Below are 22,750 nucleotides of genomic sequence, written 5' to 3' on the forward strand. Positions count from 1 at the left end.
ACATGTCAAAAGCATACGAACAGGCCGGCGTGAACATCGAAGCCGGATACGAATCGGTCGAGCGCATGAAATCCCATGTCGCGCGCACGGAACGAAAAGGCGTCATGGGTGCGTTCGGCGGCTTCGGCGGGATGTTCGACCTGTCCGCGCTCGGCCTGCAGGAACCGGTCCTCGTCTCGGGGACGGACGGCGTCGGCACGAAGCTGAAAGTCGCCTTCATGGCGGACAAGCATGACACGATCGGCATCGACTGCGTCGCGATGTGCGTGAACGACATCGTCGCGCAGGGCGCGGAGCCGCTGTATTTTCTTGATTATGTGGCGCTCGGCAAAGCCGTTCCCGCACGTGTCGAGGCGATCGTCAAAGGCGTCGCCGATGGCTGCGTCCAGGCAGGCGCCGCACTGATCGGCGGCGAGACGGCCGAGATGCCGGGGTTGTACGATGAAGACGAATACGACCTCGCCGGATTCGCGGTCGGCGCCGCCGAGAAGAAAAACATCATAACAGGGCAGGCGATCCGCGAAGGCGACGTGCTCGTCGGCATCGCCTCAAGCGGCATTCATTCCAACGGCTACTCGCTCGTCCGCAAGATCGTCTTCGAACAGGAAGGCTACCGTCCGGACGAACGCATCGCAGGCTACGAGGAACTCGGAACGGCGGCGGAAGCGCTGCTCGTCCCGACCAAGATCTACGCCAAGCCGGTATTGGAAATGAACCGCAAGCTCGACGTCCATGGCATGGCGCATGTGACGGGCGGCGGCTTCTATGAAAACGTGCCGCGCATGCTGCCGGAAGGACTCGCTGCCGAGATTGATCTCGGCTCATGGACGGTTCCGCCCGTGTTCCGCATGCTGAAGGAGAAAGGCCGTCTCGCCGACCGCGACCTGTACAGCGTCTTCAACATGGGCATCGGATTCATTCTTGCGCTACCGGAAACAGATGCGAAGGAAGCCGTCCGGCTGGCGGCGGAGCACGGGGAAGATGCGTCGGTCATCGGCCGCGTCGTCCGCGGTGCCGGCGTGGGCTTCAACGGAGATCATGACGGGACGCTCGATCCGGAAAGGGGCGGTGAGGCATGAGGCGAAAACCCCGCATTGCGGTGTTCGCCTCCGGCAGCGGCTCGAACTTCGAGGCGATTGCGGAAGCGATCCAATCGGGGGAACTCGGTGCCGATATCCCGGTCCTCATCACGGACAAGCCGCTCGCACCCGTGATCACACGCGCAGAGCGGCTCGGCATCCCGGCCGCGGCCGTCAATCCGAAAGCGTTCCCGGACAAGGCCGCGTTCGAACGGACGGTCCTCGCGCGGCTCCGCGACGAGGAGATCGACTGGATTGTGCTGGCCGGCTACATGCGCCTCATCGGACCGACACTGCTCGGGGCGTTCCCGAACCGGATCGTCAACATTCACCCGTCGCTCCTTCCGGCATTCCCGGGCAAGGACGCGGTCGGACAGGCGTTGGCGGCAGGAGTGGAGACGACCGGCGTTACGGTCCACTTCGTCGACGAAGGCATGGACACCGGCCCGGTCATCCTGCAGCGGGAAGTCCCGGTCGTTCCGGGCGACCGCGAAAAGACCGAAGCCGCCATCCATGCCATCGAACACGAGCTATATAAAGAAGCTTTGCAGAAACTGCTGGCGGAGGAACAGTCGAGGGTTTGACTGTTCCGGGGCGCCGCCCAATCCGCCGGCTCCCTGCATTTATTTTCCTCATACATAAGGAGGCCCTACCCGTGAAAAAGAGAGCACTGCTCAGCGTATCGGACAAGACCGGCATTCTGGAGTTCGCGAAGGAACTGGAGTCGCTCGGCTATGAAATCCTGTCGACCGGCGGGACGATGAACCATCTGAAGGAAAACGGCGTCGCCGTCACGGCGGTCGGTGAAGTGACCGGCTTCCCGGAAATCCTCGGCGGCCGCGTGAAGACGCTCCATCCGTTCGTCCACGGCGGCCTGCTCGCCAAGCAAGACGACCCGGACCATCAGGCCGAGCTGGAGGAGCACGGCATCCTTCCGATCCACATCGTCTGCGTGAACCTGTATCCGTTCAAGGCGACAATCTCGAAGCCGGACGTCACAGTCGAGGACGCCATCGAAAACATCGATATCGGCGGGCCGACGATGCTGCGCGCTTCCGCGAAAAACCACCGGTACATCACGGTGCTCGTCGACTCTAGGGACTACCCGGCCGTACTCGAGGAATTAAAAACGGACGGCGAGACAACGCCCGAAACGCGCCGCCGCCTCGCCGCGAAAGTGTTCCGCCATACGGCCGCCTACGATGCGCTCATCTCCGGTTATCTGACCGACCTGACCGGCGAGGCATTCCCGGAAAGCGTCACGCAGACATTTGAGCTGAAGCAGCCGCTCCGCTACGGGGAGAACCCGCACCAGCAAGCCGCGTTCTACAGCAAGCCGCTCGGCGGCGAGTTCTCGATCGCCCGCGCGGAGCAGCTCCACGGGAAAGAACTTTCCTACAATAACATCCAGGACGCGAACGCCGCCATCGGCATCGTCCGCGAATTCAGCGAACCGGCGGCCGTCGCGGTGAAGCACATGAATCCATGCGGCGTCGGAACGGCGGACACGCTTTCCGATGCGTTCAAGGCCGCATACGAAGCAGATCCGGTCTCGATCTTCGGCGGCATCGTCGCCCTCAACCGGGAAGTGGACGCGGAAACAGCCGGGCAGCTGGCCGGCATCTTCCTGGAAATCATCATTGCGCCGGGTTACACCGACGAGGCGTTTGAGATCCTCACGAAGAAAAAGAACATCCGCCTGCTGAAGCTCGGCGGTACGGAAGGCAAGCGCGACGAGTGGACATCCGTCACCGTCGAAGGCGGACTGCTCATGCAGAACCCGGACACGGCTTCGCTTGATGATGCGGAAGTCCGCGTCGCCACGAAGCGCGAGCCGACAGCAGAAGAATGGGAAGCGCTCAAGCTCGGCTGGAAAGTCGTCAAGCACGTGAAGTCGAACGCAATCGTCGTTTCGGACGCACACCGCACGCTCGGCGTCGGTGCCGGCCAGATGAACCGTGTCGGCGCGGCGAAAATCGCCCTCGAGCAGGCCGGCGACCGTGCAAACGGCGCCGCCCTCGCATCGGATGCGTTCTTCCCGATGGACGACACCGTCGAAGCCGCCGCCAAAGCCGGCATCACGGCGATCATCCAGCCCGGCGGCTCGAAAAAAGACGAAGACTCGATCAAGAAAGCCGACGAATACGGCATCGCGATGGTCTTCACCGGCATCCGCCACTTCAAGCATTGATCGGGATTTGCCGAATGTTAAGCAACGGGCGCTGAATGTTAAGCAAACGCCGTTGAATGTTAAGCAACGGGCGCTGAATGTTAAGCAAATGCTGTTGAATGTTAAGCAAACGGCCGTGAATGTTAAGCAAACCGCTTAGCGGTCCCACCATCACTGAAGACAACCTGCCGACAAGCAGGTTGTTTTCGCAAGGAGCGACAAAATGGATGTACTCGTAATCGGAAGCGGCGGCCGGGAGCATGCGCTCGTGCGGCAGTTCGCCAAATCTCCGTCGGTAGGCAGCGTATACGTGGCGCCCGGAAACGACGGCATGAAAAACGATGCCGAACTCGTGCCGATCGGCGTCATGGAATTCGACAAGCTCTCGGACTTCGCCAAAGACCATCAAATCGGCCTGACATTCGTCGGCCCCGAGCAGCCGCTCGCCGGCGGCATCGTCGATCACTTCAAAGAACGGGGCCTCCGCGTGTTCGGGCCGGACAAGGCGGCCGCGCAGCTCGAAGGATCGAAGGCTTTTGCAAAAGAACTCATGAAGAAATACGACATCCCGACGGCCAAGTACGAAACGTTCACCGATGCGGGCGAAGCCAAGGCATACATCCGCGAACAGGGCGCGCCGATCGTCATCAAGGCGGACGGACTCGCCGCCGGCAAGGGCGTCGTCGTCGCCATGACGCTCAATGAAGCCCTCGAAGCCGTCGACGACATGATCGGGAACCGCAAGTTCGGCGACTCGTCGTCCCGCATCGTCATCGAGGAGTTCCTCGACGGGGAAGAGTTCAGCTTTATGTCATTCGTCCACGGCGGCCGGATCTTCCCGATGCCGCTGTCGCAGGACCACAAGCGGGCATTCGACGGGGATGAAGGACCGAATACGGGCGGCATGGGCGCCTATTCGCCGGTGCCGCACATTCCGGAAAAAGCGGTGAGCGCCGCATACGACCAGATCGTCGAACGCACCGTCCGGGCGATGGAAGCGGAGGGCTCGCCGTTCACCGGCATCCTGTACGTCGGCCTGATCCTTACCGAGAACGGGCCGAAGACGATCGAATTCAACGCGCGCTTCGGCGATCCGGAAACCCAGGTCGTCCTGCCGCAGCTCCGGTCGGACCTCGCCGAATTCCTCACCGGCCTGCTCGACGGCAGCCCGGAAGAACCGGAGTGGGAAGAAGGCGCCTGTCTCGGCGTCGTCATCGCTGCTGACGGCTATCCGGGCAACGTGCAGAAAGGCGCCCTTCTTCCGGAACTGAGCCGCCTTGAAGAAGCGGGTCTCGATGTGTTCCACGCCGGCACGAAAGCCGAAGGCGAACGCTTCGCCGGCAACGGCGGCCGCGTGATCCTCGTCTCTGCCACTGCGGATTCTCTGCAGGAAGCAAGCCAAAAAGCATACGCCGCCCTCGACTCGATGGAATGGCCGGGATTCTTCTACCGGTCCGACATCGGGAACCGCGGAATGAAATCATGACAAGACCGTCCCATTACGGGGCGGTTTTCGCTTATTACGATGAAAGCAGTCCCGCGTATCAAAAGACTTTTCGCACAATATTATTAGAAAATATTGAAAACATCAAAATTTTAGTATTTACATTAGTCCTTATTTAAGAGACAATTAGTTAAGGCCGGCATTCAAAAAGTCATTAAAAGTGGAGGGGAAGGTATGAAGAAGAAAAGAACGCTATCCTGTGTAGCATTGGCTTTGGCGCTTGTTTTTTCCAGTAAGTGTTAGCGCGGATCATGGGGGTTCCAATTGGGTAACCCATTACTCCTATACAAAATGTATTGACAATAACACGTATTTGGTAAAGCAGCAACATCGTCATGTTAATGGGCAACAAGAAACGCGTACACGAACAGACTTTTACCGCAGTGGCTGCCGAATAATAGGTTCAACTCCTCAAGAGTAAAAGGATGCCGGCCTATCCTTAAGGGGGGGATAGGGGTTGCTGACCTATTTAAAAACAATTTTGCGGGAACGTTGGCCGCTTTTTCTGCTTGTAGTTCTTGTGCTCGGATTGATCAGTTCGGGATTTATGGCAAGCCGCTCGATGACAGACCGGATCATACTAAAGACAAGAGAAGACCTTCAGGACAATTGGCGCTATCAATATGACATTCTTGTATTACCCGAGCAGTCACCAAAAATTGAAGGACTGGGTGAGGGATGGGTCGCTCCACAATCAACATTGGGAGGTTACGGCGGAATTTCACTAGATGATCTTCAAAAAGTCCGTGAACTTCCGGGAGTGGAGCTCGCGGCTCCGGTTTCATTGATTGGTTATGTGCCGATGGATACAATTGATGGATATTATGAATCTGCACAATTTGGGGATTTCTTTCGAGTCGATCATGAAACCAGAGTTTATGATGGGTTATCAGAAAGAATTACTTCTAATAACCGCTATTTCACCCAGTACAATCAATATGGAGAAAAAGAAGAGGACATTTTATCTGATGCCTTTGCAGAGGAGGGCGGACTTAAAAATTTCATGCCTCCCGGCACCACATTTCGTCATCCAAATGAATATATGTTGATAGGAGTCGATCCGGCTTCCGAGGAGGGTTTGTATTCATTATCAAATAGTTTGGAGAATGGAACGGATCTTCAAAATGTGCGTTTAGAATATCAGCTTGGTGATCCGATTATTCCTCTTATCGTGTTGAAGGACCAGAAATATCAAGTGTCGGAGTCTTTGCAAGTATATAAAATCAATTTGCCGAGTGACGTAGATGAGGAAGCATTTCTTGGCGGGCCACGCCGATACCTTGCGAATCTCCCCCATGAAATACTGGTGGATCTTTCAATCGAGCCGTTTTCGGAGGAGTGGCGCAATCAAGATATTCAACTAGTTTTGCAAGGGGACAGCAACTTTTCATTTGAAGAGAAAAGCCCGAGTGTGGGGGAAATGGAATTGTACCGATATTCTCCCATTCAATATACGGAAGCCGACACGATAGGGGGCACCATACCAACTGTCCATACTAAAAAAGTCATTGGTGAAACAAATATTCTCCATTCTGGTAAAAGCGCAGGCCTTCTCCGATACCGAGCGATGGAAGAAATAAAAGAAACCCAACCTTATGGTTTAAGAATCATTGATCTTTATGATACTGACCGGCTTATTCCAACCTACCAGGACAGTTGGCAACCCGGAGACCTTCTCGATCTCTATACCCCCCACCAGGCGATGATCATCGAAAATGGCGCGGGCGAGCCGATTGATCCGACACCGCTTGTTCCGGTGCCATATAAGAACACTTACTACACAGGTGCGCCGGATGCCATCACTACGCTGGATGCAGCGGAATTCTTCTACGGGGATCGTCCTCCGATCTCTTCGATCCGCGTCTTAGTATCCGGAGTGGACGGACGATCGGCGGAGAGCCAGCGGAAGATTACGGAGACGGCGGAACGCATTATGGAAGCGACGGGACACCGTGCAGAAATCATGCTGGGTTCTGCACTTGGAAAGGTCCATGTTGATCTGGATGCGGACGATGCTTCCCAGCCAGGTCTGATCGAAGAAGCATGGAGAAAGTCAGGCGTCAGCTGGTCGATTGAGGAACAAGTGGAAGAGTCGAATCTTTTCTTATTTGGGTACCTCCTGATAATCGGCACTGTGTTTTGTTTCACGGTTATCCGGCACAGTCTTCTCCGCCGGGTGTCCGAGTTTGCGATGCTGCGGTCGATCGGTTGGCCGAGGAAGCGGATTGTTTGGTCCCTTGTATTGGAAGCCGTTCTGCTCACCCTTCTCGGCACAGCGGTTCCGGTTGCGGTAAACGCGGCAACGCGCGAGGTTCCATGGCAACAGCTTTGGCCGATCCCGCTGATTTTGTTCGCGCTGGTGGGGCTCGGCTACGCGGCGGGCGCACGGCGGTCGCTCGGCGGCACGCCGCGCGCGGGACTGGAAGGCGAAGCGGGCGGAACGGCTGCGGGAGGAAGGGTGCCGATCCGTTCGATCCCGTCTTATGTGGTGAGCCAGATGCTTCGCCGTCCGGCGCGCTTCGGACTCCTGCTGCTGGTGATGGCGCTGACTTCATTTATGTCGATTTTATTTTTGGCAACAAAGCAGAGCCTGTCGGATTTCCTGTTCCTGAGCTTCCTCGGGGAAACGATCGACCTGGCGCTGGAAGGATATCAGATGGCGTTGCTCGTGACCGGCATGGTCCTCACGGCCGGCGTGGTCCTTCTCCTCCTCTGGCTGAACATTTCCGAGCGCCGGAGTGAATTTTATATTCTGCATGCCATCGGCTGGCCGGTCCGGCGCATCCGGAATTACCTGATCGCGGAATCCGCGGCCATCGGGCTTTTTGGCGCCGGGACCGGCACCTTGGCCGCCTGGCTGGCCGTGAATGCCCTGTCCGATCTGTCCCTGCCGGCCTGGACGTATCTCGCCGCGTTTCTCATCCCGGCCTTAGTGCTTGCCGTCTGGCCCGTTCCCGTCCTGGCCGCTCTGAGGGGACGGGGCATCACGAAAGGAAAACCGGCCGCATAAGGAGAGAGTTGAATGATTGAACTGAAGAATGTAAGGAAGAGCTATCCGGACGGCAACAGCCGGGTCGAAGTGCTGCATGACGTTTCCTTTGAAATCGGCAAGGGACGCTATGCCGCCATCACCGGTCCGTCGGGTTCTGGCAAATCGACGCTGCTTCACCTGATCGGCGGGCTCGAGCCTGCGGATACTGGGGAGATCAGGGTCGCCGGAAAGCCTGTGCACCAAATGAACGATACGGAACTGGCCCGGCTCCGGCTTGAAGACGTCGGTTATGTTTTTCAGCAGTTTCAGCTTCTGCCGACAGCAACCGCGCTGGAAAACGTCATGATGCCGCTCTTGGCAACCAAGCCTCCGAAAGACTTGAAAGTCCGGGCAAAACAGGCGCTCGATCGTGTGGGGCTCGCCCACCGTGCCAGCCACCTGCCGTCCCGGATGTCAGGCGGCGAACAGCAGCGCACCGCCATTGCCCGCGCGCTGATCACGCAGCCGAAAATCATCCTGGCCGATGAACCGACCGGAAACCTTGATACGGAAACCGGCAGCCGGATCATCAGCCTGCTGGAGGAAATCCACAGAGATGACGGCGCGACGATCGTGCTTATCACACACGACCCGTCTCTCGCCGAACGAGCAGAGGATCAGATTTATGTGAGGGATGGGAAGGCAGAGAAGATTATCGGGGTTCAGTGAAGAGTGAACAAGTTAAACAAAATTGATTGAATGACGGAGAGTGTTCTGGCTTTCCGACATCGGCCGCCGGGCAATCGACTGAAAACATGTAAAGGAGGGACGGGAGTGCGCCTTTGAGCAGGCCGCATTCCCGTCTCTTTATTCTTTTTACGGGTGTAACGCCACCCAATGTCTCCCCAGGAGCGAAGCATTGCTTTTATCAGAGTGAGCGTTATCTTTATCAGGCAAAACGTTATCTTTATCCGGAGAAGCGTTGCTTTTATCGGGCCGAGCGTTATCTTTATCCGCGGAATTGACGAGATCCACAACGTTTCATCAACGCTCCACCAAAAATCCTAAACCTGGAGTATCCATAGAGCATTCATGGCTGTTCGATAGATCCTGGGAGGGGGCCGACCCCCGCTGATCACGAACTGCTCCTCCCGCCCTCATTTGTCTGAAATATTCTAACAGATCAATGAAAAGATATGTTAAGATGATGGAAAGGGAGTGGGTGCCATGATTGAACTCAGTTTCCGGAACCCGAAAGTTCGGGTGTACGTCTATACTGCGATTCCGGCAGCCCTATTGATGATCTTGCTTTACTTGCAATCAAGGCCCGGTCCGGCGTTCGCCATGATGGCCGGGTGGCAGGTGCTTTTCTTCGGATGGCTGTTCCTGGACAGACGGCGTGCCGGAGCCCATCGGAAAACGGACGGCTAGAGGCCGTCCGTTCAGGTGCGAAGCTTTGATTCAGATCGATTGCATCGGGTCTTTTTTCTTTTCTGAGGAAGAAGACGGGCTGTTTTGTCCGGAACTCTGCCCGGTTGCCCCGTCGTTGCCGCCGTGCAGAAATGCCTGGATCATTGAGCCGGAGTCGCCCGATGAGGATCCGCCGTCCGAGCTTTCGGAAACCGACGCTTCCGGGAGCGCGCCGCCGCTCACTTCGGGCCGCATGAGAGATTCGGCGCCGCCGTTCATCATCTCTTTCATCGGGCAGTAGCGGGCGATGCCTTCCGCCGCTTTGCAGGCGCCGAACAGGACGAGGAGCGGACCGGCCGTTTCATCGGGTCTGCGGATCATGCGCACGGTGCCCCAGGCGAGCATCGCCATCCCCGAGCCGAACCGCATGTACGCGCTTTTCGTGCCGATGTTGATCGTTTGGTCGTTCATCATTCATTCACCTTTCCGTACGCGCAGAGGGACTGCGCGTCTTTTTTTCGCTTTCACACTGTGATAAGATAAAGCAAGCAGAGAGACAGGGGGAACGAACGATGGCTCATTCACCATGGAAAATCCACGAGCTCCGCAGACAGGCCGAGGTCATCGACGGCAAGCGGGCACCGGAACTCGTCATTCAAAACGCGACGTACCTCCACGGGATCCTGAAAAAGTGGATCGAGGGCAACATCTGGGTATCGGGCGAACGGATCATCTACGCCGGTCCCGACCTTCCGAAAAACACAGACGGCACGGAATTCATGGACGCCTCCGGAAAAGTGATTGTGCCGGGCTATATCGAGCCGCATGTCCACCCGTTCCAGCTTTATAATCCCCTCACGTTTGCGGATTATGCGGCAAGACGGGGAACGACGACGTTCATCGCAGACAACAGCGTGCTGTTTTTGTCGATGGAAAACTGGAAAGCGTTTGCAATCCTCGACCAGCTCAAGGAATTGCCGTTTTCCTTCTACTGGTGGGCGAGGTTTGATTCGCAGACCCAGCTCGACCGGGAAGAGGAATTGTACACGAACCAGTCGGTCGGCGAATGGATCGCCCGCCCGGATGTCCTCATGGGCGGGGAACTGACCGCGTGGCCGCGACTGGTCGCGGGCGACGATCAGATGCTTCTCTGGATCCAGCAGGCAAAGGAATCCGGCATGAAAGTGGAAGGCCATTTCCCGGGCGCTTCAGCCCGGACGCTCGCCCGGCTCAAGCTGCTCGGTGCAGACGGCGATCACGAAGCGATGACGATCGAAGAAGTCGAAAACCGGCTCCTGCACGGTTATGCGGTGACGCTCCGGTATTCATCGATCCGTCCCGACCTGCCGGATCTCCTGAAAGGGATCCTTGAGCGGGAACTCGACGTGTTCGACCAGCTCATGATGACGACCGACGGCTCAACACCCGGCTTCCACGAGGACGGCGTCATGGACAAATGCATCCGGGTGGCGCTCCAAGCGGGCGTGAAGCCGGAAGATGCGTACGCGATGGCTACATACAATATTGCCCGTTATTACGACATGGACGACCTGCACGGACTCATTGCGACCGGCCGATATGCGAACTTGAACTTCCTGGAAAGCCCGGAAAACCCGGTGCCGACCGATGTTCTCTCAAAGGGCGTCTGGCTGCGCCGGGACGGGCAGGACACCGAACCGTTCGAGAATATCGACTGGTCATGGCTGGAGCCATTCAATGTGCCGTATGAACTCGACGACGGTGATTTCCAGTTCTCCTTCCCGTTCGGCATCGAGATGGTGAACGACGTCATCACGAAACCGTACAGCGTCGACGTCGATCCGTCCGACCAGCGGCTTCCGGCCGGGCAAGACCAAAGTTTCCTCATCCTGATCGACCGGAACGGCAAATGGCGGGTGAACACGCTCATCAAAGGATTTGCCGACAATGTTCAGGGATTCGCCTCGTCTTATTCAAGCACCGGCGACATCATCATGATCGGAAAAAACGCCGCAGACATGAAACTCGCATTCGACCGGATGAAGGAAATCGGGGGCGGCCTCGTGCTTGCGGAAAACGGGGAAGTCGTCGCGGAACTTCCGCTCGGCCTGGGCGGTGTCCTGTCGGCCAAGCCGATGAGGGAACTCATGGAAGAAGAGAGCTCGATCAAGACTGAACTGCGGGCGCGCGGCTACAAGCACGGCGACGCGGTCTACACGCTCCTGTTCCTCATGTCGACGCACCTTCCGTACGTCCGCATCACCCAAAAAGGGATCTACGACGTCATGAACCGAAAAGTCCTGTTCCCGTCGCTCATGCGCTGACCGGACGAGGACATAGACTTAGAGAGAGAAGCATTTAGGGGGATATGAATACAATGAGAACACGCTGGATGCCGGCGCTTGCCGCGCTGGTCCTCCTGGCGGGGTGCCAGGACAAAGGCGGGGAGGCGGCGGATCCCGGAAGTCCCGCGGCACCGGGGGAAACGGCCGCCGAGTCATCGGATCTGGACCGGCCGGAACTTGAATCCGCCGGCGTCATCAAGGAACACGCCTATACCGCACCGTACACGGGGCTCGGCATGGCGGAAAGTCCGGACATGCGCCCCGTGCTCGTGACGATCAACAACCACCCGAAAGCCCGTCCTCAGTCGGGTCTAGCCGAAGCAGACGTCGTGTATGAGATGCTCGCCGAAGGGGAGATCACTCGTCTGCTCGCACTGTATCAGTCGAAACTGCCCGAGAAAATCGGCCCGGTCCGCAGTGCACGGGACTACTTCGTCGGGCTGGCCGGCGCGCACGATGCACTCTACATCGCGCACGGCTACAGCCCCGATGCCCAGGCGATGCTCGAGACCGGGGCGGTCGACCACCTGAACGGCATGAGGTACGACGGTACACTGTTCAAGCGCTCATCCGACCGGGTGGCGCCGCACAACTCCTATATATCCAAAGACGCCGTACGGAACGGCGCGGACCAGAACGGATTCCGGATGAAGATCGGGTCTGACCCCGGCTGGCGGTTCGGCGAGGAGCCGGCAGTGTCGGCCGGGTCCGCCGGAACGATCGAGGTTTCGTACGGACGTGATCCGGCGTTTGAAAGCCATTACTCATTCGACCCGCACGCAGGAACGTACTCCCGTTCGACCGGAGGCACCGCCACGGCAGATGCCGAATCAGGCGAGGAACCGGCGCTGGCTAACATCCTCGTTCTCGAAGCCCCGCACCGGATCATCGACGATAAAGGCCGCCGGGCGATCGACTTCGGCGCCGGCGGAGCGGCCGCCGTCTTCCGCGGAGGACAGGTATTCGAAACGGAATGGCAGAGCCGGGACGGCGTGCCGACCGTCATGGACGGCAGCCTCCCGTTCCCGCTTGCACCCGGCAAGACGTGGATCCACATCGTGCCGGACTCGCCGGGCATGGAGGACAGCGTCAGCTACACACCATAATTTCATCCAAAAATAAAGGAGGGACCGCCCGTGGCACTCGAAAAACTACGCGGACCGCAGACCGATGCCCTGTTTGAAGCCATACTGGAACTGCGCGATCTCGATGAATGCTACCGGTTCTTCGACGACCTCGCGACGATCAGCGAGATCCAGTCGCTTTCCCAGCGGCTCAACGTCGCCCGCATGCTCAAAAAAGGCTACACGTACGAAAACATCAAAAACGAAACCGGCGCCTCCACCGCCACCATCTCCCGCGTCCGCCGCTGCTTCGACTACGGCTCTGGCGGCTACAACGAGATCCTGAGCCGGATGGGCGAGGAGGAAGGGGATTGAACTTCCCCGCAGCAAAACGGCTGGCCGCCTTCATGACACAATTCCCGGGAGTGGACCTGCTCCCGGGTTTTCACGTTCACTGGCCGGAAACGGTTCACATTCCGCTCAACCAAGGACTGGACCCGTTCAGGGAGGACGGCAGGACCGATCCGGAATACTTTGAGGAAGTGTCCCGGCGAGCCGTCCGAGTGCTCGAAAAAGAAATGGGACCGGAAGACGAACTCCTCCTCGTCCTGAACGGCTACCCCGGACGTCCAGGCGTGATCCCAAAATACCTGAAACACCCCGAACTGAAATACCGCATGGACTCCCGGCAAACCATCTGGCCCGACGGTGAGGATCGAATTCCGGTCACCCGGCTCATCCTTCCGTGCAGGGCGGAAGACATCCGCTGGCGCCCGCTCCTGCTTGCGATATCCGGCCAAGACTTTGGCCGGCATCCGCAACTGCGCAAAGCCGGCAGTGTGTACCCGCCGGATGTGTTTGTGTTGAATGAGACAAAGCGGACGATTTTTCATATGTATGACGACCGGGGATGTGATCTCTCGAGAGTGGAGAGACGATGTTAGCATTGTAAAATGAAATTGGCGGGGTTTAAGTGAAGTTGCCTGCTACTCATTTCAGCAATAGTCACTAACATAATAAAAAGGAGGTCTCTTGCATGAACGTAGATCAATATTTAAAACGGATTGGTGTAAAAGACTCCGGGACTGGAGACTTGGAACTGCTTAGTCGACTCCAGGAACAGCACCTGCTCCACATTCCTTTCGAAAACCTCGACGTGATGCGCAAAGTGCCGATCGGGCTGGATCCCGCCGGTTATTACGAAAAGATCATCGGGAATCATCGCGGTGGTTTTTGCTATGAGCTGAACGGCCTGTTCCATTGGCTGTTGACCGAAATTGGCTACCAAACGCGCCTGATCTCGGCGACGGTGATGCGGCCGGATGGAACTTGGGCGATGGAAAGAAGCCATGCAGCACAGATCGTTGAGCTGGACGGGCCGTACCTGGTCGATGTCGGTTTCGGAGATTCGGCCCGCGTGCCGCTTCCGCTGACCGGTGAAGAGAAAGAGGATGTCAGCGGGACGTACCGGGCACTTGAGACGGAAGAGGGCCTTTACGAACTGCAGCGGAAAGAGGAAGCCAGTTGGCGGACGCTGCTCCGGTTTGATTTGTCTGCGAAAGCTTTGCCGGATTTCGAAGCGGCGTGCCGGTTCAACCAAACGTCGCCTGATTCGAATTTCACACAGAAAGAGATTGTGACCATTGCGACGCCTGATGGGCGGCTGACTCTGTCGGGCAATTCTCTGACGATCAGCCGGAACGGGGAAAAGGACACGGTCTCGATCACGGACGAGGAACGGGCCGCGATTCTTGAACGGGACTTCGGCATCCGGCTTTGATTTCGTTGATGCAGATGTCCAATCAGCGAGCTAAAAAACCGGCGGATTGCCGGTTTTTTTAGTTTTCGAGACGGAATCCTGTTTTAATAGAGACAGACTACTCGAAGGGGGACTGAACAGTGGAGGTTGCAGGAAAGACAATCGACGAATGGACCGAAGCCCATCCGGTCATCAAAGAAATCATGGCGGCGGAGGAAGTGTTCTGGGAAAACCCGGACTACGCCCAGATGAACGAAGCGATCTCCAATAACGGCCTGTCGATGGCCGATATACGGGATGCCGAAGCCCGGCTCAAGCGGTTTGCGCCTTATATCGCAAAGGTGTTCCCGGAGACGGAAGCGGCCGGAGGGATCATCGAATCGCCGCTTAAGGAGATCCCCGCCATGAAAGAATGGCTGGAGCAGGAATCCGGCACCGAGATTCCGGGCCGGCTGATGCTGAAGTGCGACAACCAACTGCCGATCTCCGGTTCCGTCAAGGCGCGGGGCGGAATTTACGAAGTGCTGAAGCACGCGGAAGACTTGGCGATTTCAAAGGGTTTGTTGAAAGAAACCGATGACTACACCAGTCTCACCGAACCCCGGTTCCGGGATTTCTTTTCCGGATACTCGATCACCGTCGGCTCGACCGGCAATCTCGGGCTTTCCATCGGCATCATGAGCGCGAAAATGGGCTTTCGCGTCACGGTCCATATGTCGGCGGATGCGAAGGAATGGAAGAAGAACTTGCTGCGGGAAAAAGGCGTGCAGGTTGTCGAGCATCCAGACGACTACAGCAAGGCGGTCGAGGAAGGACGGCGCCAGTCTGAAGCGGATCCGAACGACCACTTTGTCGATGACGAGAACTCCCGGACGCTGTTTTTCGGCTACTCGGTAGCGGCGCTGCGGCTGAAGGATCAGCTCGAAGAACAGGGAATCCAAGTCGATGCCGAACATCCGCTGTTTGTATATCTTCCTTGCGGAGTCGGCGGAGGACCAGGCGGCATTGCGTTCGGGCTCAAGCAGGTGTTCGGCGACCATGCGCACTGCTTCTTCGCAGAACCGACGCACGCCCCGTGCATGCTGCTCGGCCTCGTCACCGGCAAGCACGACGAAGTGTCGGTCAGGGATTTCGGACTGGACAATAAAACCGATGCAGACGGTCTCGCAGTCGGCCGCCCGTCCGGATTTGTCGGCAGGGAAGTCGGCAAGCTGCTCGCCGGTTCCTTCACCGTCCGTGATGAAGAGTTGTACCGCCTGCTCACAAAGATGAGCGAACTCGAAAACATCCGGCTCGAGCCGTCCGCGCTCGCCGGCGTCCCCGGAGCCGTCCGGGTCGCCCGGTCCGGATTCAACCCGACGCCGGAAGCCGTCCACATTGCCTGGGCGACCGGCGGAGGCATGGTGCCGGAAGACGTCATGTCGGCGGATATTCGGAAAGGCCGGGAATCCCAAATGCGTTGAAGTCGGAACGGCATGCGGTTGCCGGGTGAATAGTCCGATAGACATCACGAATAGTCCGAAAGGCGTCGCCAATAGTCCGAAAGACATCGTGAATAGATCGAAAGCTTCCACGAAGGGACAGAAACGATCGAACCTCGACTTCCTCGAGTGTGAGTTGGATAAGTTTGAGCTTGAGTTGGATGAGTTTCCGCTTGAGTTGGAAAAGATTCCGTTTGAGTTGGATAAGTTTCAACTTAAGCTGGATAAGTTTCTCCTTGGGCTGGATAAACTTCTAAAAAGCTAAATCATTCAGAGAAGCGGACGGCATGTCTTTCCGCAATCCCTCCTTTTGAGCGGCCGGTGCGGCCGTTTTTTTGTTATAATGGAGGGACGCAAACAAAGACAGGTGGGTGCAAGATGAAGGACTTTCTGGAATGGCGGCATGCGTTCAAGCTGGACCCTGCCAAAAAGTTGGATGATGAGGCGCTGGAGCGGGTGTGCGAGTCGGGGACGGACGGGATCATCGTCGGGGGAACCGACGGGGTCACGCTCGACAATGTTCTGGCCATCCTGATGCGCATCCGGCGTTTTTCGGTGCCGGTCATGCTCGAAGTATCGGAGCCGGACGCCATCACGCCGGGCTTTGACGGGTTTCTCATCCCGTCGGTGCTGAACACCGACGACGCCCGTTGGATCAAAGGCCACCAGCACGCGGCAATCCGGGAATTCGGGGAGCTCATGGACTTTGAAGAAGTCATTCCGGAGGGCTATGTCATTCTCAACCCGGACTGCAAGGCGGCGAAACTCACCGGAGCGGACGCCGGAATCGACGAGGAAGACGTCCTCGCCTATGCGCGGATGGCGGAGCATTTCTTCCGCCTGCCCGTCCTGTATCTGGAGTACAGCGGTACATACGGCGGTCCGGAAACCGTCCGTGCGGCGTCCCGCGTCCTCGACCGGACCCGCCTCGTTTACGGCGGCGGCATCCGGGGTCCCGAACAGGCCGCCGAAATGGCCCGGTTCGCCGACCTCATCATCGTCGGCAACGCCCTCTACCACAACCTCCCCGCCGCCCTCAAAACCGTGCGTGCGGTGAAAGAAACCGATAAAATGGCCTGACTTGGAAGACGATGGTCTGACTTATTTGATATAGGGTGAATGATTCATTTAGACAAGTTGATCGGAGTGAAGGGCGCGCGACTCCTGCTGGAAAAGCGTTAGCTGCAGACCCCGCAGACGCGCCAGCGTCGAGGAGGCTAAAGCAACGCCCGCGGAAAGCAAGCGCCCGGAACGAAAATCAACACGCGCCAACAACGAAAGGAGCCAACATGGAAACCATTTCAAATAACCTTCTCAACGGCATGAACCCGGAACAGGCAAAAGCCGTACGGACGACGGAGGGCCCGCTGCTCATCATGGCCGGCGCCGGCTCCGGAAAAACACGCGTCCTGACGCACCGGATCGCCTACCTCATCGTCGAAAAGCAAGTGTACCCGTCGAAGATCCTCGCGATCACGTTCACGAACAAAGCCGCACGCGAAATGCGCGAGCGGATCGACGGACTGCTCGGACCGGGCACCGGCGAGCGGATGTGGGTGTCGACGTTCCACTCGATGTGCGTGCGCATCCTGCGCCGCGAAATCGACCGGATCGGCTACTCGAAGACGTTCTCGATCCTCGACGGCTCCGACCAGCTCACGGTCGTGAAAAACGTCTTGAAAGAACTGAACCTCGACCCGAAACAATACGAACCGCGCTCGCTCCTGAACCAGATCTCCAACGCGAAAAACGAGTGCATCGACGCCAAGTCATTCGCAGAGTCGGTGAACCCGTTCAATCCGTTCGAGAAAATCGTTGCGGACGTATACCAGGCATACGAAAGACGGCTCCGTAAAAACCAGTCGCTCGACTTCGATGACCTGATCATGGTGACGCTCAAGCTGTTCGAGCAGGTTCCGGAAGTGCTCGAATTCTACCAGAACAAATTCCAATACATCCACGTCGACGAGTATCAGGATACGAACAACGCCCAGTACCGGCTCGTCAACATGCTCGCGGGCAAGTTCAAGAACCTGTGCGTCGTCGGCGACTCCGACCAGTCGATCTACCGCTGGCGGGGCGCGGACATCCAGAACATCCTGTCGTTCGAGAAAGACTACCCGAACGCGGAAGTCATCCTGCTCGAGCAGAACTACCGCTCGACACAGCGCATCCTGAAGGCGGCCAATGACGTCATCAAAAACAACGCCAGCCGCTACGAAAAGAACCTCCGCACCGACAACAGCGAAGGGGAGCACATCTATATCTACAAGGCGTCCGACGAGAAAGACGAGTCCCAGTTCGTCGTCTCGAAGATTCTCGAGCTCATGAAAACGGAAAACCGCAAGCTGTCCGATTTCGCGATCCTCTACCGGACGAACGCGCAGTCGCGGATGATGGAGGAATACCTCGTTAAGTCGAACCTCGACTACACGATCGTCGGCGGCACAAAGTTCTATGACCGCAAAGAGATCAAGGACCTGCTTGCCTATTTGCGGCTCATCTCGAACAATGATGACGACCTGTCGCTCGCCCGCGTTATCAACGAGCCGAAGCGCAGCATCGGGGCAACGACCTTCGAAAAGATCGCCTCCCATGCGATCATCAACGACATGTCGATTTTCGAGGCGCTGAAGGAAATCGACTTTATCCAGGGCCTTCAGCCGAGGGCGATCAACCAGGCGGCCGCTTTCCGCGACCTCATCACCGGCTTCACGCAGATGCAGGAGTACCTGAGCGTCACCGAGCTCGTCGGCGAAGTGCTCGACAAGTCGGGCTACCGCGACATGCTCCGCAATGAAAAGACGATCGAATCGGAAAGCCGGCTTGAGAACATTGAGGAATTCCTGTCCGTTACGGAATCGTTCGAGAAGCACGCGGAAGAAGCGGACGGGGACAAATCCCTCGTTGCGTTCCTCACCGACCTGGCGCTCATCGCGGACATCGACTCGCTCGACAAGGAAGAAAACACATCCGCCGAACAGGTCGTCCTTATGACGATGCACTCGGCAAAAGGCCTCGAGTTCCCGGTCGTCTTCATCATCGGGATGGAGGAAAACGTCTTTCCGCACTCCCGCTCGATCGGCGACGAAGAAGAAATGGAAGAAGAACGTCGGCTCGCCTACGTCGGCATCACCCGCGCCGAGGAAAAGCTGTTCCTGACGAGCGCGCAGTATCGCACGCTGTACGGACGGACAAACTACAACAGCCCGTCCCGCTTCATCTCCGAAATATCCGATGACGTCACCCAGTTCGTCGGAACAGGGGGCACTTCTTCGGACTCCGGACGCACGCCGATTTCCGGCAGCAGCTTCGGCAGCCGACGCCCGGTCCGCCAGGCCGTCAGACGCCCGGTCCAGCAGACAACCGGCGGAGAATCGGTCGGCTGGAAAGTCGGCGACAAAGCCACACACAAAAAATGGGGCGAAGGCATGGTCGTCAGCGTCCGCGGAAACGGCGAAGACAAAGAACTCGACATCGCCTTCCCGGACCCCGTCGGCATCAAACGCCTCCTCGCCAAATTCGCCCCAATCGAAAAAGCCTAACGGCTCGTCGGGGCAAGTTGAAATAATGACCTGGCGCTCACGCGTGGGTTAAAAAGAACTTGATCGCTTTCTGTGGGTTTGATTGCAGCGGAAGGACCGAGACTCCTGCGGGAATAGCATGAGCCGAAGACCCCGCAGCCGCGCAGCGGCGAGGAGGCTGAGGCCATGCCCGCGGAAAGCGAGGGCCTGAAGCGGAAATCAATTATGTATCCTTTCTTTGACAGGCTGACTCACACCAAATAGCGACCGATCCGGAGGGATCCGAATGGAAGATAAACTGGCACTTGAACAGCGCGTCAAGGAACTGCACAAGCTCCTCCACGAATACGGGCACGCCTACTATGTGCTCGACCGGCCGATCGTGCCGGACTCCGAATACGACGCGCGCATGAACGAACTGATCGACATCGAAGAGCACCATCCCGACCTGATCATGCCGGACTCCCCGACGCAGCGGGTCGGCGGGGAAGTGCTCCCCGGCTTCAGCAAAGTCGTGCACGACACCCCGATGCTCAGCCTCTCGAACGTCTTCAACGAAGAAGACATCCGGGAGTTTGACCGCCGGGTGCGGGCGGATGCCGGCGACGTCACCTACGTGTGCGAACTGAAGATCGACGGGCTCGCCATCTCATTGAAATATGAAAATGGGAAGTTCGCGCAGGGCTCGACGCGCGGCGACGGCACGGTCGGCGAGGACATCACGACGAACCTGCGCACGATCCGCGCCATCCCGCTCACCCTCTCCGAACCGGTCGACATCGAGGCGCGCGGCGAGGCGTACATGCCGAAAAAGAGCTTCATGAAGCTCAACGAAGCCCGCGAAGAAGAAGGACAGGATGTGTTCGCCAACCCAAGAAACGCGGCGGCCGGCTCGCTCCGCCAGCTGGATCCGAGAATCGCGGCCAGCCGGAACCTGTCCGTCTTCATGTACGGCATGGGCGGCAGCGGAGCGGACTATGGACTTTCCGCCCACTCCGACTCCCTTGAATACTTGGCGAAGCTCGGCTTCCGGACGAACCCGGAAACAAAGCGCTGCCAAGACATCGAGGAAGTGCTGGCATTCGTCGATTCGTGGCAGGACCGCCGGCCGGACCTCCCGTATGAAATCGACGGCATCGTGATCAAAGTCGACCTGTTTCACAAGCAGGAAGAGCTCGGCTTCACGGCGAAAAGCCCGCGCTGGGCGACGGCCTACAAGTTCCCGGCGGAGGAAGTCGTGACGAAGCTCACCGATATTGAGCTCACCGTCGGCCGTACGGGGGTTGTGACGCCGACCGCGATCCTCGAACCGGTCCGCGTTGCCGGGACGACCGTTTCCCGTGCGTCTCTTCATAACGGCGACCTGATCCGCGAAAAAGACATCCGGATCGGCGATGAAGTCGTCGTCCGCAAAGCGGGCGACATCATCCCCGAGATCGTCATGGCGCTCGCGGAGCGGCGCACGGGCGAGGAAGAAGCATTCGAGATGCCGACCCACTGCCCGGCTTGCGACTCGGAGCTTGTCCATCTCGAGGAAGAGGTGGCACTGCGCTGCGTGAACCCGCAGTGCCCGGCGCAGCTTCAGGAAGCGGTGATCCACTTTGTCTCGCGCAATGCGATGAACATCGAGGGGGTCGGCGAGAAAGTCGTCGCCCAGCTGTTTGCTGAAGGGCTGATCAAGGACGCCGCGGATCTCTACAGTCTCACCGGGGAGCAGCTGATCGGGCTGGACCGGATGGGGGAGAAGTCGGCGTCGAATCTGGTTGCCGCCATCGCCCAGTCCAAACAAAATTCGCTGGAGAAGCTGCTGTTCGGCCTCGGCATCCGCCACGTCGGGCAGAAAGTTGCGCATATTCTTGCCATGGAATTCGGCACGCTCGATGCACTTCGCCGGGCGAACGAGGAGCAGCTCACCGCCATCCATGAAATCGGCGAAAAGGTCGCCGATTCGGTTGTGACGTATTTTGGCAATGAAGACGTCCTGAAAGTGCTCGGCAAGCTGGAGTCCGCGGGCGTCAACACCGAATACACCGGTCCGCGCAAGCAGGACATCCCGTCGGACGGCCCGCTCGCCGGCAAGACGGTCGTGCTCACCGGAAAGCTGGAGGAGCTGACACGCAACGAGGCGAAGGCCGCCCTTGAATCGCTCGGGGCCTCGGTCACCGGCAGCGTCAGCAAAAAGACAGATCTCGTCGTCGCCGGAGAAGACGCCGGTTCCAAGCTCGAGAAGGCGGAAAGCCTCGGCATCGAAATTTGGGACGAGGCGGCACTTCTTCGGGCAATCCGTGAATAAAGGGGTTCTACTTCGTTGAAAATCAAGATAATCACTGCGGCGGCACTGACTGCCGTGCTGCTTTCCGGTTGCCTGCCGGCGAAAGAAGAGCCGGATGTCGTGAAAGATCCCAAACAGGAAGCGGAGCAGCGAGTCATCATTCCGAATATGCAGCTCAGCGACGAATATTACCGGACGCTTCTTCCGTACAAGAAAAGCGCGTCACGGGGCCTCGTCGTCAACAAACTGAACTCCAAGTACAATGTCGTCGAGGCGGAGAGCGGGCTCATGCGCCTGTCCCACCGGAAGTTCCCGACGGACGATCACTTTTTCCAGGAAGGCCAGTACCTCGATGAAAAGACGGTCCGTTCCTGGCTGGCCCATAAATCCGAGGACAATCCGGAAGGCCTGAATCCGGCGGCTGCCGGCACGGCCGAAGAAACCCGCCGGGATGTTCCGGTATATGTTGCGCACATCATTGAGCAGAATTATCTGAAGCGGACGTCGGAGGATAAGATCCGCCTGGAGGGCGTTTCGATCGGGGTTGCGCTCAATTCCGTCAATACGACGGAAGGGGGCGGCGCCATTCCTCAGGAGAAGATCGAGGAAGAAGGCAAGAAAGCCGCCGCCGAGATCGTGAAGCGGATGCGCAAGATCGAAGGGCTGTCGCAGGTCCCTATCATGGTTGGCCTGTACAAGCAGAGCCCGCAGAACGACATCTCCCCCGGCTCCTACTTCGCCGTCTCGACGGCGGAGAAGGGCAAGGACGTCCTGTCCGGCTGGGATGCAATCGACGAGGAATACATCATCTTCCCGACTTCATCCAATGCCGACAAGTACCGCGACGTGAACACGAGCTTCAGCAACTTCAAGCAGGACGTGGACAAGTACTTCAGCAGCTTCGTCAACGTGATCGGCACCGGGTTTTATCAGAACGGGACGATCGCCTCGCTGAAGATCAACGTGCCGATCGAGTTCTACGGCGAGGCCGAAGTGATCGGCTTCTCCCAGTACCTGTCCGGGCTCGTCGTCGACCACTTCCCGGCGATCAGCGTGGAAGTGAGCATCACCTCCGTCAACGGCCCCGTCGCCCTGATCGTCAAAGAACCGGGCACCGACGAACCTTACACTCACATCTATGGGAACTGATCGGACTGCCGGTAACGGGCGGTCCGTGATATGATAAACAAGG

Annotated in this window: 19 protein-coding genes; 18 read left to right on the forward strand and 1 reads right to left on the reverse strand. The window is 58.0% G+C overall.

From position 1 onward, the window contains the following. Nucleotides 1-2 precede the first annotated feature (2 nt). From purM to ACFFIY_RS05945, 7 genes are all read left to right on the forward strand, one after another. Nucleotides 3-1,079: a phosphoribosylformylglycinamidine cyclo-ligase gene (gene purM / locus ACFFIY_RS05915; RefSeq protein WP_354196827.1), complete on the forward strand. Its 1,077-nt coding sequence runs from the start codon at nucleotides 3-5 to the stop codon at nucleotides 1,077-1,079. Next, nucleotides 1,076-1,663 (forward strand): phosphoribosylglycinamide formyltransferase, encoded by a 588-nt coding sequence (purN, locus tag ACFFIY_RS05920; protein WP_354196829.1) that lies wholly within the window; start codon nucleotides 1,076-1,078, stop codon nucleotides 1,661-1,663. The genes purM and purN overlap by 4 nt, the downstream gene beginning before the upstream one ends. Before the next feature lie 71 nt (nucleotides 1,664-1,734). Then, nucleotides 1,735-3,270 carry a bifunctional phosphoribosylaminoimidazolecarboxamide formyltransferase/IMP cyclohydrolase gene (purH, locus tag ACFFIY_RS05925; protein WP_354196831.1) on the forward strand — a complete coding sequence of 512 codons (1,536 nt, stop codon included), beginning with the start codon at nucleotides 1,735-1,737 and terminating at the stop codon, nucleotides 3,268-3,270. A 202-nt stretch (nucleotides 3,271-3,472) separates the two neighbouring features. Then, the gene (gene purD, locus ACFFIY_RS05930) at nucleotides 3,473-4,735 is read left to right on the forward strand and encodes a phosphoribosylamine--glycine ligase (protein ID WP_354196833.1); all 1,263 of its coding nucleotides are present in this window, start codon (nucleotides 3,473-3,475) and stop codon (nucleotides 4,733-4,735) included. Between the two features lie 475 nt (nucleotides 4,736-5,210). Then, a complete protein-coding gene (locus ACFFIY_RS05935) occupies nucleotides 5,211-7,763 on the forward strand; it encodes an FtsX-like permease family protein (RefSeq protein ID WP_354196835.1) in 2,553 nt (850 codons plus the stop codon). A gap of 12 nt (nucleotides 7,764-7,775) precedes the next feature. After that, a complete protein-coding gene (locus ACFFIY_RS05940) occupies nucleotides 7,776-8,453 on the forward strand; it encodes an ABC transporter ATP-binding protein (protein WP_354196837.1) in 678 nt (225 codons plus the stop codon). Between the two features lie 498 nt (nucleotides 8,454-8,951). After that, the gene (locus ACFFIY_RS05945) at nucleotides 8,952-9,155 is read left to right on the forward strand and encodes a hypothetical protein (protein ID WP_040225027.1); all 204 of its coding nucleotides are present in this window, start codon (nucleotides 8,952-8,954) and stop codon (nucleotides 9,153-9,155) included. A gap of 30 nt (nucleotides 9,156-9,185) precedes the next feature. Here ACFFIY_RS05945 and ACFFIY_RS05950 read toward each other — a convergent pair whose 3' ends face one another. Next, nucleotides 9,186-9,608: a YgaP-like transmembrane domain gene (locus tag ACFFIY_RS05950; RefSeq protein ID WP_354196839.1), complete on the reverse strand. Its 423-nt coding sequence runs from the start codon at nucleotides 9,606-9,608 to the stop codon at nucleotides 9,186-9,188. A gap of 98 nt (nucleotides 9,609-9,706) precedes the next feature. Between ACFFIY_RS05950 and ACFFIY_RS05955 the strand changes: the two genes are divergently transcribed. The 11 genes from ACFFIY_RS05955 to ACFFIY_RS06005 all read left to right on the forward strand — a co-directional run bounded on the left by ACFFIY_RS05955 (nucleotide 9,707) and on the right by ACFFIY_RS06005 (nucleotide 22,707). Continuing rightward, on the forward strand, nucleotides 9,707-11,437 hold the full coding sequence (locus ACFFIY_RS05955; RefSeq protein ID WP_354196841.1) for an adenine deaminase C-terminal domain-containing protein: 1,731 nt from the start codon (nucleotides 9,707-9,709) through the stop codon (nucleotides 11,435-11,437). A 53-nt stretch (nucleotides 11,438-11,490) separates the two neighbouring features. After that, on the forward strand, nucleotides 11,491-12,564 hold the full coding sequence (locus ACFFIY_RS05960; RefSeq protein WP_354196843.1) for a DUF3048 domain-containing protein: 1,074 nt from the start codon (nucleotides 11,491-11,493) through the stop codon (nucleotides 12,562-12,564). A 30-nt stretch (nucleotides 12,565-12,594) separates the two neighbouring features. Next, a complete protein-coding gene (locus ACFFIY_RS05965) occupies nucleotides 12,595-12,897 on the forward strand; it encodes a YerC/YecD family TrpR-related protein (RefSeq protein WP_354196845.1) in 303 nt (100 codons plus the stop codon). After that, a complete protein-coding gene (locus ACFFIY_RS05970; RefSeq protein ID WP_354196847.1) occupies nucleotides 12,894-13,466 on the forward strand; it encodes a DUF3885 domain-containing protein in 573 nt (190 codons plus the stop codon). Before ACFFIY_RS05965 ends, ACFFIY_RS05970 begins: the two co-directional genes overlap by 4 nt. A gap of 92 nt (nucleotides 13,467-13,558) precedes the next feature. Then, the gene (locus ACFFIY_RS05975) at nucleotides 13,559-14,302 is read left to right on the forward strand and encodes an arylamine N-acetyltransferase family protein (protein ID WP_354196849.1); all 744 of its coding nucleotides are present in this window, start codon (nucleotides 13,559-13,561) and stop codon (nucleotides 14,300-14,302) included. A gap of 119 nt (nucleotides 14,303-14,421) precedes the next feature. Beyond that, nucleotides 14,422-15,744 (forward strand): D-serine ammonia-lyase, encoded by a 1,323-nt coding sequence (dsdA, locus tag ACFFIY_RS05980; RefSeq protein ID WP_354196851.1) that lies wholly within the window; start codon nucleotides 14,422-14,424, stop codon nucleotides 15,742-15,744. 154 nt (nucleotides 15,745-15,898) lie between these two features. Continuing rightward, nucleotides 15,899-16,027 (forward strand): hypothetical protein, encoded by a 129-nt coding sequence (locus ACFFIY_RS05985; protein WP_354196853.1) that lies wholly within the window; start codon nucleotides 15,899-15,901, stop codon nucleotides 16,025-16,027. Nucleotides 16,028-16,140: 113 nt separating this feature from the next. Beyond that, entirely contained in the window at nucleotides 16,141-16,842 is a 702-nt protein-coding gene (gene pcrB / locus ACFFIY_RS05990; protein ID WP_354196855.1) for a heptaprenylglyceryl phosphate synthase, read from the forward strand. A 209-nt stretch (nucleotides 16,843-17,051) separates the two neighbouring features. Beyond that, nucleotides 17,052-19,307, forward strand: coding sequence for a DNA helicase PcrA (gene pcrA / locus ACFFIY_RS05995; RefSeq protein ID WP_354196857.1), 2,256 nt, complete (start codon nucleotides 17,052-17,054; stop codon nucleotides 19,305-19,307). A gap of 265 nt (nucleotides 19,308-19,572) precedes the next feature. After that, nucleotides 19,573-21,579, forward strand: coding sequence for an NAD-dependent DNA ligase LigA (gene ligA, locus ACFFIY_RS06000; RefSeq protein WP_354196859.1), 2,007 nt, complete (start codon nucleotides 19,573-19,575; stop codon nucleotides 21,577-21,579). Between the two features lie 15 nt (nucleotides 21,580-21,594). Beyond that, entirely contained in the window at nucleotides 21,595-22,707 is a 1,113-nt protein-coding gene (locus tag ACFFIY_RS06005) for a CamS family sex pheromone protein (protein ID WP_354196861.1), read from the forward strand. The last annotated feature ends 43 nt before the right edge of the window (nucleotides 22,708-22,750 follow it).

It is taken from the genome of Bhargavaea ullalensis, from assembly GCF_042432615.1.
Lineage (GTDB): Bacteria > Bacillota > Bacilli > Bacillales_A > Planococcaceae > Bhargavaea > Bhargavaea ullalensis.